At 70.1% G+C, this 15,342-nt stretch carries 10 protein-coding genes and 1 pseudogene; 5 read left to right on the top strand and 6 right to left on the bottom strand.

Translation table 11 applies throughout. From position 1 onward, the window contains the following. Positions 1-2,036, bottom strand: a 2,036-nt coding sequence (locus tag C1J00_RS23020) for a hypothetical protein (protein ID WP_102910956.1), incomplete at its 3' end; no start/stop codon positions are given. 399 nt (positions 2,037-2,435) lie between these two features. Beyond that, a complete protein-coding gene (locus tag C1J00_RS23015) occupies positions 2,436-2,948 on the bottom strand; it encodes a hypothetical protein (protein WP_245936464.1) in 513 nt (170 codons plus the stop codon). A 557-nt stretch (positions 2,949-3,505) separates the two neighbouring features. On the opposite strand from C1J00_RS23015, the gene msrA reads away from it, so the two are divergent. Then, entirely contained in the window at positions 3,506-4,015 is a 510-nt protein-coding gene (msrA, locus tag C1J00_RS23010; RefSeq protein WP_102910954.1) for a peptide-methionine (S)-S-oxide reductase MsrA, read from the top strand. A gap of 295 nt (positions 4,016-4,310) precedes the next feature. Beyond that, the gene (locus C1J00_RS23005; RefSeq protein ID WP_102910953.1) at positions 4,311-5,264 is read left to right on the top strand and encodes a GNAT family N-acetyltransferase; all 954 of its coding nucleotides are present in this window, start codon (positions 4,311-4,313) and stop codon (positions 5,262-5,264) included. Between the two features lie 17 nt (positions 5,265-5,281). Here C1J00_RS23005 and C1J00_RS23000 read toward each other — a convergent pair. After that, positions 5,282-5,461, bottom strand: a pseudogene (locus tag C1J00_RS23000) (ABC transporter ATP-binding protein); the annotation flags it as partial. A 160-nt stretch (positions 5,462-5,621) separates the two neighbouring features. On the opposite strand from C1J00_RS23000, the gene rph reads away from it, so the two are divergent. Further along, the gene (gene rph / locus C1J00_RS22995) at positions 5,622-8,219 is read left to right on the top strand and encodes a rifamycin-inactivating phosphotransferase (RefSeq protein ID WP_102910952.1); all 2,598 of its coding nucleotides are present in this window, start codon (positions 5,622-5,624) and stop codon (positions 8,217-8,219) included. Between the two features lie 189 nt (positions 8,220-8,408). Here rph and C1J00_RS22990 read toward each other — a convergent pair whose 3' ends face one another. Further along, entirely contained in the window at positions 8,409-8,774 is a 366-nt protein-coding gene (locus tag C1J00_RS22990) for an STAS domain-containing protein (protein ID WP_245936463.1), read from the bottom strand. Positions 8,775-8,942: 168 nt separating this feature from the next. Here C1J00_RS22990 and C1J00_RS22985 point away from each other — a divergent pair, with 168 nt between their 5' ends. Beyond that, positions 8,943-9,401 (top strand): ATP-binding protein, encoded by a 459-nt coding sequence (locus C1J00_RS22985; protein WP_102910950.1) that lies wholly within the window; start codon positions 8,943-8,945, stop codon positions 9,399-9,401. Positions 9,402-9,760: 359 nt separating this feature from the next. On the opposite strand, the gene C1J00_RS22975 is transcribed toward C1J00_RS22985, so the two are convergent. Continuing rightward, entirely contained in the window at positions 9,761-9,964 is a 204-nt protein-coding gene (locus C1J00_RS22975) for a hypothetical protein (RefSeq protein WP_102910949.1), read from the bottom strand. Between the two features lie 160 nt (positions 9,965-10,124). Then, positions 10,125-13,778, bottom strand: a complete 3,654-nt coding sequence (locus tag C1J00_RS22970; RefSeq protein ID WP_102910948.1) for a LamG-like jellyroll fold domain-containing protein — start codon at positions 13,776-13,778, stop codon at positions 10,125-10,127. Positions 13,779-14,244: 466 nt separating this feature from the next. Between C1J00_RS22970 and C1J00_RS22965 the strand changes: the two genes are divergently transcribed. Then, on the top strand, positions 14,245-15,273 hold the full coding sequence (locus tag C1J00_RS22965) for a LacI family DNA-binding transcriptional regulator (protein ID WP_102910947.1): 1,029 nt from the start codon (positions 14,245-14,247) through the stop codon (positions 15,271-15,273). Positions 15,274-15,342: the final 69 nt, after the last annotated feature.

Raw genomic sequence — 15,342 nt, 5'->3', positions numbered from 1 at the left:
GCGTCGGCGACCGGAGCGGGGGCGGACGCCGGCAGAGTGAGGGCGAGCGGCTCACCTGTGGAGGGGGTCCAGCCGGACACCGCCCCCGCATACGCCTCGCCGAACGCGGCGCCGGCCAGGGTGGTGCCGGTGGGCAGGGTCGCGGGGACCGCCAGTCCGTCCGGCGCGTCGACGGTCACGGTGTCGCCGATGCGGTGGGCGGTGACCTCTCCGGCCCGCAGGGCGGCCTGCCATGCGGCCCGGCGCCGGAGTTCGGTGCCGATGTCCCGCATCCGCGGGTTCACGACGGGGGTGTCCTGCGTGAAGAGGGCCTCGTAGCCGTCCAGGACGCCGTCGAGGACGGGGTAGGCGATGCGGTCCTCGGCCAGGTTCGACTGGTGGATGAAGTGCGGCTTGGGGTCGTTGGCCAGGACGTGCCCGAGGGCGATCCGCGTCTCCAGCGGCACGATGTGGTCGGCGTAGCCGGTGGCGGCGTCCAGCGGCGCCCTGAGGCAGGTGGTGGTGGCCGGGTTGTCCTCGCAGATGCCGCTGCCTCCCTGGGCGCGGCTGGTGTAGATCCAGTTGTACTCGTCGACCTGCTCGGCCGCCCGTCCGGCGTTGTAGAAGACGTTCATCGGATAGCGGGGCACGGTGGTGGCCGGACCGACCTGGCGCTGGGCGGGCTCACGGGAGTTGTCGGAGCCGAGCCAGGCGATGTCGTTGTCGTCGAGGGCGAGCGCCAGGTTGGGGTTGTCCTCGGGCTGTTGCGGCAGCACCTTCATGCCGGAGTGCTCGCCGGTGACCAACTCGTCGTTCACCAGCGGGAGTCCGGCTCTCTCGCCCCAGACCCGGTTGGTGGCGATCTCGTCGGAGATGTCGTCGCGGCTCATCCACCGGGTGCTGCCGTCGGCGTCGGTCGCGCACTTCCAGGGCACCACGGTCGTGTCCTGCACGCAGCCGAGGAAGGGGTGCGAGTAGGTGTGGTTGATCCACCGGAACTCGCTCCGCCGTGCGATCAGCCGGTCGGCGAGCGCGTCGGCGCCGTTGTTGTCCTCCCGGTGGTCGACGCTGCCGGCGCCGTTGTAGGCGAAGTCGAGTGTGAACTTCTTGTCGTTCTGCCAGTCGACGGCGTGGTCGACGTCGCCCGCCGTCATCCGGATCGGGTCGGGCGTCGCGCTGGAGTCGGTGCAGTCGACGTCGCCGGGTGTGCAGTTGAGCCGGCTGTTCCAGCGGTCGTCGGCGGCGAACACGTCGTCCACGTGGACGGAGAAGTAGTTCCGTGAGGCACCCAGGTGCACACCGCCGGTCATCCACTCCACGATGCCGCGGGCCAGGAGCCGGAACTGCTGCTGGTACTGGTTGTAGACGAAGGTGACGACCAGCTCGCGCCGCCCGTCGTGCCGGTACTCGCCCACCAGCGTGCCCTTGGCCGCCTGCCCGGGGATCGCCGCCTCCACGTACGGGGTGAAGTCGGCCCCCGCCACGGGCTTCGACAGGTAGGCGTAACTCTCGCCGATGGCCGGGTCGTTGTCCTCGAAGGGCACCGCCCCGTCGAGATAGCCGAAGGGGCCCGACCTGCCGGCGGCGGTCACCTCCGCCCGCTTCCCGTCGATGCTGCCCGAGTAGCCCCCGTGGACCGGGTACTGCAAACCGGCTTCGGGACGCGCGTAGGTGTAGGCGTCGACCTGGGGTATGTCGTACGTCTGCTCGTACACCGTGAGCGCCGCCATCTCGGCGGAACCGGCCGGGAACGGGTTGTCGTTGGGCAGCACGACGGCCTGGAACTTCGCTCGAGGCCGGCCGTCGACGGTGTCCGCGAGGAAGTCGGCGTCGATCACGGTCCGGTCGGACTGCGTGAGGTCGATCCGGGTGTACGGCGTTCCGGCCGCGGTCAGTTCGGCGGCTATCGCGTCGGTGGACGGGCCGCCGTCGCTCACCACCAGCACGCGCAGATCGACGCGGGGCGTGGTGTCGGCGTGGGCCGCGCCGGCCGGCAGGCCCAGTGCGGCGATGAGCACGCCCACCGTGAGAACGGTGGTGCGTATGTTCCGCTTCATGCGGTGAGGTCCCCTCCCCGGGCAGGGGCGAGTACGGCTCCCGTGGAGCGGACGCACCCCCTTGCGTGCCGCCGGCATCCCCCTCAGAAGCCGGTTCGTCACGCATCCGTTCGCGTCACATAGTGATGGCTGTGTGGAGATTTTGCGGTCATGTTGCGGAACATGACGGAAAAGCGCAGGTGTCGAATGGGGTCCATTCGAAAGCGAAGCGAGCCGCTCCTGGTTGCCGGGTGAGGTCGGACCTGGCTGGCGCGAGAGCCCGGCGCGCTGGTCCGGGCCCTGGGCGGCGTACCGGCGGGCCAGCGGGGCCCGCCGGTAGATTGCCAGTGGTCCAGACCGGAGTGGCCGCCTGGGTGTGGCGGCTTTCAGGTCACGGCTCGCGGGGCCCGGGACCGGGCGTCAGGGGCACAGCACTCGCGTCACGGGCGTGTAGACCGGGCCGCCGCTGACGTTCGTGGAGTCGCTGAACTCGACGTAGAAGTACGAGTAGAAGCCGATGTTGCCGTTGCAGCCGGAATCGGCGGCGACGTCCAGCGTGAGGGTGACCGTACGGCTCTGGCCGGGCGGGATGGTGGCGCCGTAGTTCGCGCCGAGATTGGCCGGGCCGGTGCCGGAGCAGGGGGCGGGGCCGTTCGTGGTGGTCAGGCTGCACCCGGTGAAGCTGTACTTCAGGTCGGGGCGCTGTGTGGTGAGCCAGGTCGGTTCGATCGTCTGGTACACGAACCAGACGTCGTAGGTGTTGTTGTTGGCGATGGTCATCGACAGCTTGACCGAGCCGCCGGGCGTGGTGGTGGCGCTGTCGGTGGCGAAGGTCAGCTCTGCCGGTGCCGGGTCGGCGGCGCTCGCGCTGGGGGCCAGACCGAACACGGCGAGGGCGAGAGCGAGGACGGCGGCGAGACCGAAACGTCTCATCAGGGGTGATCGCATGGCCACGGAGGCTAGGCAGGGGCCGAGCGCAGCGTCTGCACCCAGGGGGAGGCGCCGCTCGCCCCACGGCTGGAAGTGTTCATTGTGTGGGTAGCGCGTGATGAAAGTGTGGCGGCCCGGCAGAGGGCGTGTTCGCCCAGGCGGCCGGTGCGTGCGCAGCCCAGGGTGCGGGGCGGGCGCTGCCGATCGCCGCCGCGGCGCGAAGAAGTGACATTGGCGCGTATCGGACGCGACCGGCCTCTCCGCCGCCTGTGATCACAGGCGACGACCTCGCGTACGGAGGCGTCCCGGCGGGCGCGGACACCGTCGTCCGCGAGACCGCGGGCGAGGTCGACGGGTCACGTGCGGTTGACGGCGACGATGTTCTCGACGTAGCGGTATGAAGAGTGCGTAGCCAATGGCCGCGTCGACGTATCAGCGGTGCAGGGGGAGCCGCCGCGACAGGTGACATCGTCACCTGCCAAGATGGTGACTGCACGCGGAGGGCCTGTGTGCGAGGCTGGTCCCGTGTGGTCGGATGCGGGCGAGAAAGGTGGTGCGTCATGAGTGATGTCGAGGAGAGGGCGCTGCTTGCGGGTGGCTGCTTCTGGGGGATGCAGGAGCTGATCCGGTCGCTCCCCGGAGTGATCCGTACCCGGGTCGGCTACAGCGGCGACGACGACAAGCCCCACGCCACCTACCGTGACCACGGAAGGCACGCGGAATCGATCGAGATCGTTTTCGATCCGACCGCCACCGACTACCGCGCGATCCTGGAGTACTTCTTCCAGATCCACGACCCGACCACGAGGGGCCGGCAGGGCAACGACATCGGCCTGAGCTACCGCTCCGCCATCTTCTATCTCGACGACGAGCAGCGCCGCGTCGCGCAGGACACCATCGCCGACGTCGAGGCGTCCGGGCTGTGGCCTGGCCCGGTGGTGACCGAGGTCGTGCCGGCCGGTGCGTTCTGGGAGGCCGAGCCGGAGCACCAGAACTACCTCCAGCGCTACCCGGACGGCTACACCTGCCACTTCCCGCGCCCGAACTGGCGGTTGCCCAGGCGCGGCTGATCCGGATCGCCGGCGTGGCCGGGGAGGGCTCTGCCCTCCCCGGCCACGCGTCGTTTCGAGGGCAAGGCCGTCACCGTCTGATGCCCCCAAAGTGTCGTCACCGGTTTGACTGGTGACTCGAAGGAAGGGTAAGCCACGACGAGGGGCGGGGCGAGCGCGTACAACGCCGAGGGTTCGTGGAAACACCACTCGTGCCTCGCGCTTGATCCGGGCCTGTGGACCCGCGCACACCGAGACCCTTCCACGGCCCAAAACGGTTCGACGGGCCTGCGGGATCCTGGCACAGTGACGCACCATGGCGAATGCCGAGCAGATGACGGCCGGGGACGTCCGACTCATGCAGGGGCTTGCGCAGCGGGTCACCGCCGCCCGCCCGGACCTGGTCAACAGCGACGCCTCATACGGTGAGTTGGCCTGGAACTGGGGCAAGGGACATGCCGGTGACCGCGCGAGCTGGCGGCGCCGGATGTGGTTCTCCGGCGAGGACCTGGTGGCATGGGGCTGGATTCACCTGCCGCGCCGGGTGAGGCGGAACGACGGGTCGGTGCACAACATCACCGGCGCCTACCTGGCCTACCAGGTCCATCCCGACCACGCCGGACTGGTCGACGAGGTGATCGACTGGTACGACCACGCGGCGGCGGGCATCGAGCGGACGGTGCTGCCGGGCGCCGCCGACGAGTACGCCCTGCAGCGGTGGGCGGCGCACGGTTACGGAACCGACCCGGCCGGCCTCGGCGACAAGGGGACCTGGACCCAGCTCAACCAGCGGGACCTCGCCGACCTGGAAGAACCGGCACTGCCGGACGGCTTCCGGTTCCGCACCGCCGACGAGGCCGGACCCGAGGCCGCTGTCCAGGCCCATCTGGACGCCTGGAAGCCCTCGGCGTACACGGCCGAGAGCTACCAGGGCGTACGGCGTACGGCGGCGTACCGCGGCGATCTGCACATCCTCGTGGAGGCGCCGGAAGGGACGATGGCGGCCTCGACCATCATGTGGCTCGACGAAGCGAACAAGAGCGCGGAATTCGAGCCGGTCGGGACGCACCCGGACTACCGTCGCCGAGGGCTGGCAAGGGCGATGCTCCTGCACGGCATGCGTCAGGCGCGGGAGGCAGGGGCCACTCACGCGACGGTGGCGTGCCTGGGCGCGCCGGGCCACCCCCAGGCGCGGGGCCTCTACTACAGCGTCGGCTTCCAGGAGTTGTCGCGGGACGTGCCGCTCCTCAAGACCCCGAGGACCGGCTGAGGCCGGTGACAGCACGACGAGCCGGTCGCCGACTGGAGTTCACCGGCGATCAGCTTCAGCAGCGTGCTTCTGCCGGTGCCGGTCGGGGTGACCGGGCCCGTACGGCCGGTCGTGACGGTGAAGGACAGGTCGCTGAAGACCGGGGTGTCGGGCCAGGAGAAGGACAGGTTCGAGCACACGACGACGGCGTCGGACATGGAGATGCACGATCAACGACAAAGGCAAGGAGATCTTCTCCTTGCCTTTCTCAAGGTATAGCGCACAGGGGGGCTTGCGGCAAGGCCCGGGGGGCGGCGCACAATCGTCGACCGAAGCCACAACCTGCGGAAACGGGGACACGACGTGCGTGCGTCGCAGATGAACGAGCCATACGTGCTGGATCTTCAGGAGGTCGACGAGACACAGATCGCGGTCGTCGGCGGCAAGGGCGCGCATCTGGGCGCGCTGTCGCGGATCCCGGGCATTCGCGTGCCGGGTGGCTTCTGCGTGACGACGGAGGCGTTCCGGCGGATCGTGACGCGAGCGCCGTCGATCGAGGATCTGCTGGATCTGCTGTCCCGCTCGGACCCGGACGACCGGGAGGCGATCCGCACGCTCAGCGCGCGCATCCGCCGGACCATCGAGGGGATCGCCCTTCCCGGCGATCTCGCGGCGGCGATCACCGGCGCGCTCGGCCGGCACGGTGATCAGGCCGCCTACGCCGTCCGGTCCAGCGCGACGGCGGAGGACCTGCCGACGGCCTCCTTCGCCGGCCAGCAGGACACGTACCTGAACGTCATGGGGCCGACGGCGATCCGCCGGCACATCAGCCGGTGCTGGGCTTCGCTGTTCACCGAGCGGGCCGTCACCTACCGCCGGCGGAACGGCATCGATCACCGCGTGGTCCACATGGCCGTCGTCGTGCAGCGGATGGTCCTCCCGGACGCGGCCGGCATCCTGTTCACCGCCGACCCCGTCACGGGCAACCGGAAGGTGGCCACCGTGGACGCCGGCTTCGGCCTCGGCGAGGCCCTGGTGTCCGGCCTGGTGAACCCCGACGTCTTCAAGGTGCGGGACGGCGAAGTCGTCGTCAGGACGATCGCCGCCAAACAGCGCGCCGTTCACGCCCTGCCGGCCGGGGGCACGCAGGAGAGGGCGGTCGACTCCCAGCGGCAGGAGCAGGCGGCGCTGACGGATGCGCAGGTCGTGCAGCTCGTCCACCTCGGGCGGCGGATCGAGGCCCACTTCGGCCGCCCGCAGGACATCGAATGGTGCCTGGCCGACGACGGCTTCCAGATCGTGCAGAGCCGGCCGATCACGACGCTGTTCCCCGTACCCGAGACCGACGACGAGGAGAATCACGTCTACGTCTCCGTCGGACACCAGCAGATGATGACCGACCCCATGAAGCCCCTTGGGCTCTCCGTGTGGAAGCTGACGGCCATGGCGCCGATGACCGACGCCGGCGGGAGACTGTGGGTCGACGCCACCCGGGCCCTGACGACGCCCACGAGCCGCACGGGCCTCCTCGACCTCGTGGGAAGAGGCGACCCACTGACCAGGGACGCGCTGGAGACGGTCCTCGAACGCGACGATTTCGTCCCCCTGCTCCCGGACCCGGCCGCCGACGGGCCCCCGGCCGGCGGCACACCCGCCCCGGTCGAGACCGATCCGGCGATCGTCACCCGCCTGATCGAGCGCAGCGAGGCGTCCATCGCCGCCCTGCGGCGGGACATCGGCACGAAGACCGGACCGGCTCTGTTCGACTTCCTCGTGGATGCCTTCACGGAACACAAACGGGTCCTCAGTGATCCGCTGAGCATCCAGGTGATCATGGCGGGGATGGAGGCCACCTGGTGGCTCAACGACAAGCTGCACGACTGGCTGGGGGAGAAGAACGCGGCTGACACACTCACGCTGTCCGCCCCCGACAACGTCACCTCACAGATGGGGCTGGCGCTGCTCGACGTCGCAGACGTGATCCGTCCGCACCCGGAGGTGGTGGCGTTCCTGCGGAACGTCGAGGACGACGGTTTCCTGGACGAGCTGGCGAAGCTCGCCGGCGGGACCGAAGCGCGCGACGCCATCGAGACCTACCTCGACCGGTACGGCATGCGCTGCGCCGGCGAGATCGACATCACGAGGCCTCGTTGGCGCGAATCCCCCAGCACACTCGTGCCGGCGATCCTCGACAACGTCAGGAACTTCGAACCGGGCGCGGCCGAGCGGCGCTTCGAGGAAGGGCGGAAGGAGGCGGAGAAGAAGGAACATGAGGTGCTCACACGCCTGAGGGCCCTTCCCGGAGGAGAGAGCAAGGCCGATGAGACCAAGCGGATGATCGACCGGGTCCGGACCTTCATCGGATACCGGGAGTACCCCAAGTACGACATCGTCGCCCGCCTCTTCGTCTACAAGCAGGCGCTGCTGGAGGAGGCCGGGCGCCTCGCGCAGGCCGGCGTGCTCCGCGACCGGGAGGACATCTTCCACCTCACGTTCCAGGAACTCCAGGAGGTCGCACGCTCGAACCGGGTGGACGACCGGCTCGTCCAGCAGCGCAGGGAAGCGTTCCGTGCTTACGCCGCGCTCACGCCTCCCCGGGTCCTCACATCGGACGGCGAGAGCGTCAACGGGGCGTACCGGCGCGACGACGCGCCGGACGGTGCCCTGATCGGCCTGCCGGTGTCCGGCGGGACCATCGAGGGACGGGCCCGCGTCATCCTGGACATGGCCCGAGCCGACCTCGAACCGGGCGACATCCTGGTCACCGCCTACACGGACCCCAGTTGGTCCCCCCTGTTCGTCGGCATCGCCGGCCTGGTGACGGAGGTGGGCGGCCTGATGACCCACGGAGCGGTGATCGCACGCGAGTACGGCTTGCCGGCCGTCGTAGGCGTGGACCGGGCCACCCGGCTGATCCGGGACGGGCAGCGGATCCGCGTCCACGGAACGGACGGGCACATCGAGATCCTGTCCTGACCGGCGATTGCGGCAGCGCGGCCACCTGAGGACCGCAGGCTGCCTTCCACCGGATACACCCTCGCGGCGGCCCTGCGCGGCTTCTGGCGGAGCGGCGCCGGCCGTTGAACCAGGGCTGCCGGCAGGGTCGGACCGAGGGGTACGGGCCCGACAGAGCCCGGTCCTGGCGTCACCGCCGGGCGACGCGGATCAGGAGGCCAGGGCCTGCTCGGTGGTGGGGTGGCAGGGGATGAGGGTGTCGACGCCGACCAGCTGCAGGACACGCAGGACTGATTTCTGAGCGCCGGCGATACGCACCCAGCCCTCCGCGCTGCTCGCCTGCTGGTGTGCGGCGACGAAGACGTTGATGCCGCTGGAGTCCATGAAGGTCACCCCGCTGAGATCCGCGACCGTCCGCGGCGGTACCGCGCCGCTCTCGACCAGCAGGGCCTCACTGAGCACGTCCTGGACGTCGTGATCGATTTCGCCCCGCAGTGTCACGATCCGGATGCCTCCGGCCATGCGGTGTTCGGCGTGGAGCCGGCCCGGCCGGTCCGCTTTCTCGTGCTGGGACACCTTCTCCTCAACTGTGCTCAGGCTTGCCCGGTCAGAACGTGCGGGGCTTATTCTGCCCCACCGACCCGGCCGGATGCACCCGGGCGATGGTGCCGAACGCATTCGTGTGGCATGCAGGGCCGCAAAACGGGTACCGGCGCGCTGGAACGGGGAGTGAGGGCGAGGCCAGTGGAATCTGCTGCTGACGGTGACGGCTGTACGACGCCGGACGTGCATCTCCTGCGCGTCGGATATGCCTTGGACGGAGACGACAGCTGCATCGCGGACGCCCGCCATCACGCCGCCGCTTTCCTCGACCGGGCGAGCGACGACCAGCACCTGCCCGTTTCCGCTCGGGCAAGAGACCTCACCCAGCTGGTCGTCAGCGAACTCGTCACCAACACGCGCAAGTACGCTCCCGGCCCCGTCCTGCTGGAACTGCGCATCATCGCCCGCACCGTGGAGATCACCGTGTGGGACAGCGACCACAGGATCCCAGCGGCCCGGGCCACCGATCCCGGCAGGATCGGCCAGCACGGCCTGGAGATCGTGAAGGCCGTGGCAGAGAACTTCGAGGTGCAGCGGGAGCCGGTGGGCAAACGCATCACCGCCCGGATCGCGCTGGCCGACGGTCCCGGCCACCTGTGACGTGTCCGAGCGCGGACCCGCAGGTCCCGGCGTCAGCCGCGGAGCAGGAGCAGGCGGGACAGGGCGGTGGTCGCGAGGAGGAGAGCTGCGACTGCGAGGAGGCCGATGCGCATGCGCGGGAGGGAGAAGCCACCGCCGGCGCCGGAGAGCAGGCTTTCGGAGAGGGCGACCGCGAGCGCGCCGCCGGTACGGCAAAGGGAGTTGAGGAGACCTCAGGCGACGAAGATGCAGAACGGATGGCCCGTGGGATCGGCGTAGACCCGGAAGGCAGCTGGTGTGCTGATCGTTGCCGTGTCCAGTCGCCGCGGACGAGGCGGACCCCGCCTCCGTGAAACGTGTCGTTCATCCGGCCTCCGGCGTCACGCCGCCTTGCCGTGGCGCCGGGAACGCCGGGCCGGGATGTGCCCGGTGGTCGGCGGGCCGGCGTCGTGGACCAGGCGCAGATGACGTTTCCGGGCGTGGCGGGCCGACGGCGGGCGGGCCGACAAGCGGTCCTCGACGCGGTCCATCACGAACAGCAGTACCCCCAGAGCCGGCAGCAGCAGTACGGCGACAGCGATCACAGCCCAGTCCCTCCCGGTCGATGACACCCGGGTGCCCAAGGAGGCCGCGTCGGCAGCGGTCGGACGTGAAGGTCTGGTGACCATGGGGTGCGGAAGGCGCACGGCCCGCCGGTCCGGGTGCGGCCCGGTCCGTCAGGGGTGACGGACCGGGCCTTTCACCTCAGCGGACCTCCCGCGCGTACGGGGCGACGGTGATCCGGTCGATCAGCGGTGCGAAGCGGGAGCGGAGCAGGACGCCCGGGAAGGTGTCCGAGGCGTACGTGGTGCCGTCGAAGTTCGGCAGTTCCTCGGAGCGGAAGCCGATCGTGTTCGTCCCCTTCTTCAGCTGGACCGGGACGGTCAGCTCCCAGAAGTTGTTCTGGTGGAAGCTGTGCGGGAAGCCGACGCGTCGCGCGGTGCCGCCGTTGACGCTGATGTCGGCGTGACGGGCGAGCGGGTCGGGGTTGTAGTGGGTGGCCTCGGACTGCTCCGGGTTGGAGTAGCGGATGCGCAGCGCGTACAGGCCGGCCCGGTCGGCCGGGACGGTGAACGTCGCGGTGTTGCCGTTGCCGGGGGCCCCGCCGATGCCCGTGATCGCCGTGCCGTCGGTGGCGAGGGAGAGCGGGGCGAGACTGGCCGAGCCGGCGAGCCGGGCGTCCCCCGCCTCGTAGGTGCGCACCGGCAGTGTGCCGTCGGTCGGTGTGACCGTGAGGCGGTCGACGAGGGTCGTGGACGCGCCTCCGGTCACGGTCACCTTGTTGACGCCCCCGGAGAGGGAGACCGCCGCACTGCTCCGGCCCTTGGTCAGGCGCAGGACGTCGTGGCTGTTGACGGCGAGCCGGGACCCGGTGCCGCCGAGGGTGTCGACCTCGAGGGTGGCTTCGCGGTCGGCCGGTGAGTAGACCCAGAACGTGGCGCTCTGGCCCTTCGCGAGGCGGACCGCGCCAGAGCCGGTGGCCGCCGGCTTCGGAAGGTCGTAGACCGGGCGTGCCCCGCCGGCCGGCCAGGCCAGCTCACCCTCGTACACCCGAGTCCCGGCCGCGGCGCGGGGGAGGGAGAGGGTGAGGCGGTCGACGATGGCGTCGCCCTTGGTGGCGCGCTTGCCGTCGGCGCTCTTCGCGGCGAGCGTCAGGGTGTGCTTGCCCTTGGTCAGCTGCACCTTGGTGTCGGTGTGGTCCCAGACGACCCACTTGTAGCCGAGCGGCAGATGCAGTTCCCGCTCGCTGTCCGCCTTGCCGTCCACGCGCAGGAAGACGTTGGTGGGGCCCTGCTCCTTGACCTTGTCGAAGGTGTTGAGGGAGTTGGCGAAGACGCTCAGGTCGTAGGTGCCGTCCTCGGGCACGTCCACGGTGAAGTCGAGCGCGACGTCCGAGCCGGTGCGCAGGCCGCCTACGTCGTAGCCGCCCGAGGTGTAGAACTTCGACACGTCACGCGGTGAGCCCTCCGGGCCGTTCTTCGACCAGCCGGACCCCGTGTGCGCGGCGTCCTCCGCCTCGTACGAGGACTGCCAGCGCACGGGCGGGGCCTGCGTGCCCTTCGCTTCCCCGGCAGGACTGAGAACGACCTCGTAGGCCGAGGACTCCTTCAGCTTCGGCAGGGCGCCGTCGCCGAAGTCGAGGGCGACCGTGCCGTCGTCACCGACCGACAGGTTCGTCTCCGCGAGGAGTTTCGGGCCGGACGAGTCCCCGACCTGCCCGCTCCACTCGATCTCCCGTACCCAGGCGTGCACGTTCTTGCCGAAGACCTTCTTCGGTACGCCGGCGAAGGTGATGTGGCCCTTGCCGGTGGAGCCGCCGAAGATCAGCCGAGCCTGCTTCCTCTTCTCGTCGAGGGTGGCGACGCCCTGCATGGTGTAGTTCTCGCCGGGGAACGGCGGGGTCACCTTCACCGTGTGACCGCTCATCGAGGCGTACGAGTTCAGCAGCCACCACTGGCCGTTGCCGCGGTTCGACTGCACGGCCGAGTCGGAGAGGTTGCCGTCGATGTTCCAGTACGCGATGTCGGCGTCGACCTTGGACTCCTCGATCGCGGACACCCACTGGATCATCTGGCCGGGCACCGAGGTGTGGTAGTTGAAGGCGTACTCATTGATGTTGACGGGGAGTTGCGTACCCGCGCGGTCGGTGCCCTTGAACAGGTCCTTCTCCCAGCCCCGGTACTTGGCGACGCTCTGGCGCACGGCCTCCGGGTGGCTGAGCTCGTGCCAGGTGACGACGTCCGGGAGAGTGCCCGCGGCCAGGGTGTGGGTGAGGAAGCCCTTCACCTGGTCGTACAGGACGCTGGTGTTGGGCCCGGCGATACGGGCGTTCGGCATCCTGCCCTTGATGAGCTTGTACGCGTCGTCCCAGGCGGCGAGGAAGTCGTCGGGGTCGTTGAGCCAGCTGACCTTGTTGTAGCTCCACTCGCCGGTGCCGAACATGTTGCCCTCGGGCTCGTTGAACGGCACGAAGACGATGTTGTCCTGGTACTCCTTCGGCAGCTTGAGGACCTGGTCGACCTGCTCGGCGATCTTCTCCTTGTAGAGCTTCAGCTTCTCCGCGGGGGTGTCGCCGGGCCACTGGTACGGAAAGCCGCGGTGGATGTCGGTCATGTAGATGTACACGTCACCGTCGGTGGAGTCGGCCAGCGGCTTCACCACCTCCAGGGCGTCGGCACCGGGGTGCTGCGGGCCGTCCTGGGCCTTGGTGGAGACCGTGCGCAGGCCCATGCCCTCCATGAGGTTGTTGGTCGGGACGTCCGGCCCGTACACGCCGTAGAGGGTGCCGGAGGCGCCGCCGTGGAACGCGCCGGTGTCCGAGCCGAGGTCGACGGTGAGCTGCCCCTCGCGGACGACGGTGACGGTGGCCTTCACCGAGCGCCCGGCCGCGGTTCCGGAGACGGTGAAGGTGCCCGGTGCGGCGTACTCGTCGGAGGGAACGGCATCCCAGGTGACGGGCGTGTCGCGGTCGTAGCCGTCGGAGAAGGAGGCGCGGACGGCGGCCGGCAGGGACGGGGCGGTCCCGGTCGTGGTGCGCGCCTCGAAGGACGTCCTGGAGAGCTCCTGCAGGGTGGGCACGGTCCCGACGGTACCGGCGACCTGCTCCGCGCTCAGCGCCGCGTGCCACACGGTGAAGTCGTCGATCGCGCCCTTGAGCAGGGGGTCCGGATAGAACGACTTGCCTATGTACCCGGCGGTGGTGGCCGAACCGTCCAGCAGGTCCTTGGCCTTGACGGCGGTCTCGGCGGAGGAGACCGCCACGCCGTCGAGGTAGGTGGTGAGCCGGCCCGCGGAGGTGTCGAGGGTGACGGTGACGGTCCGCCAGTCGGCCGAGGGAAGCGGCGCGTAGCCGCGGACCTGTGCCTCGGCGCCCCCTCCGCCGGTGGTCACGGACGTCTGGAACAGCCCGCTGCCGTTGTGAGGGGTGCTGAAGAGGTAGTTGGTGGTGTCGGTACCGAGGTCGAAGATCCGCTGCCAGGGCGACTTGTCGCCGCTCCATTTCACGCGCGCGGAGACCGTCAGGTCGGCCGAGTCGCCGACCACGGCACGGGGCAGCCGGACGTACGCGCCGCCGGAGTCGGCCGCACCGCCGGGCAGGGCGAGGGCCTTGCCCCCTTCCGTGCCCTCGACGGACCGGGCGGTGGAGCCGTTCACCAGGTCTGCCGTCAGCCCGTTGCCGGAGCTGTCGGTGATCTTCCCGGTCGCCATGTCGTCCTGGTCGAAGGTGTAACGGGCGGCGGGCCGGGGCGCCTCGGCGGCCTGCGCGGGGGCGGCCGGTGCGGCCAGCAGGCCCGCGCCGAGGGCCAGCGTCACGGCGGCCGGGGCCCGTCGCCGGGCGAATCTGTCAGCGGATGGCATGGATGGCGTCCTCAATCCTTGAGTAGGCGATTCCCGCCGGCCGAACTCGGTCGGCTGCTCGTACACGGGGGGCCGGCGAGGAGAGCGCGGGACTGATCTCTGTCGAATCGGTTCGATGTCACGGACCGCGGACACGTCGTCGCTTGGGGGATGCGACAGCTCGTCTCCAGGGAAGGTGCGGAAGGAGCGCGGGTTCGCCGGAAGGATCACTTCGTCGAACCGGTTCGCGAAGCTAGCACCGCGCAACCCGGCCAGCAATCCCTCCGGCACAAGGAAACACGCACCCCCGGGTCGGACCGGGAAAGTGCGGTGCAGGGTGTTGACAGGCATGCGGGCAGTTCCTACCGTCACTTCACGCGAACCGGTTCGACAGCCGGACCTCGCACCCCGTCCCACCCCTCACCCTCGCGACCGGCGCGTGCCTCCTCCTGCGAGGTGTCGAACCGGTTCGAGCAAGGAGCCCGACGTGAACATCGGTGAGATCGCCAAGCGGGCCGGTGTCTCGCGGAGCACCGTGTCGTACGCGCTGAGCGGCAAGCGCTCGGTGTCCGAGGAGACCCGTCGCAAGATCCAGCAGGTCATCGACGAGCTGGGGTACCGGCCCAACGCCAGCGCACGGGCCCTGGCGAACGGGCGGACCAGCACGATCGGCCTGGTCTTCCCGCCGGCGGGCAACCACTACACCGGGATGCAGCTGGACTTCATCGGCAGTGTGGTGGAGGCCGCGGCGGTGCACGACTACGACGTGCTGCTGTCGCCCAGCGGAGCCGACAGCGACCGTTCGTTCCAGCGGCTGCTGGGGGAGCGGAGGGTGGACGGGGCGATCCTGATGGAGATCAGGCTGGAGGACGACCGGGTCGAGCACCTGGCCGAGCTGGATTTCCCCTCCGTCGCCATAGGCCGCACCGCGCATCCGGAGAACGGCTGGTGGGTGAGCCTGGACCACACCGCGCTCGCGGCGGCGTGCGTCCACCACCTCGCCGACCTCGGCCACCGCCGGGTCGCCTTCGTCAACCGGCCCGAACAGCTCCTGCAGGCCGGGTACGAGTCGGCGCACCGCGGTCTTGACGGCTTCACCAAGGCCGCGGCCGAGCGCGGGCTCACGGTACGGACATACTGCTGCGGGGACGACGCGGCGTCCGGCCAGGCGTGCCTGGAGCGGATCCTCCACGACGACCCGGCCACCACCGCGCTGGTCACGCTCAACGAGGCCGCTCTGGGCGGCCTGTACCGGGGGCTCGCCCGGGCGGGCCGTCACGTACCGCGCGACTTCTCCGTCACCGGCGTCGTCGCGAGCCGGTGGGCGGAGACCGTGACCCCGCAGCTCACCGCGGCGGACGTGCCGGCGGAGGAGATGGGCCGGCGCGCGGTCGACCTGCTCGTCGAGCGGATCGAGCAGCCCGCCGCGCCGGGCCGGCACCATCTGCTCACGCCGCCGATCTCATTGCGGGCCAGCACCGGGCCCGCGACCGGCACCTCCCGCCCCGGAACCTGACCGCACCGCACACGTCGCTTTCCTGACAACCGAGCACCCGACCCCCTCACCCTCGCCGTTCGGAGTGCC

The sequence above is a fragment of the Streptomyces cahuitamycinicus genome, from assembly GCF_002891435.1.
Taxonomy (GTDB): Bacteria; Actinomycetota; Actinomycetes; order Streptomycetales; family Streptomycetaceae; genus Streptomyces; species Streptomyces cahuitamycinicus.
The sequence above is the reverse complement of the archived record's forward strand: the minus strand, read 5'-3'. Positions and strand labels throughout refer to the sequence as shown.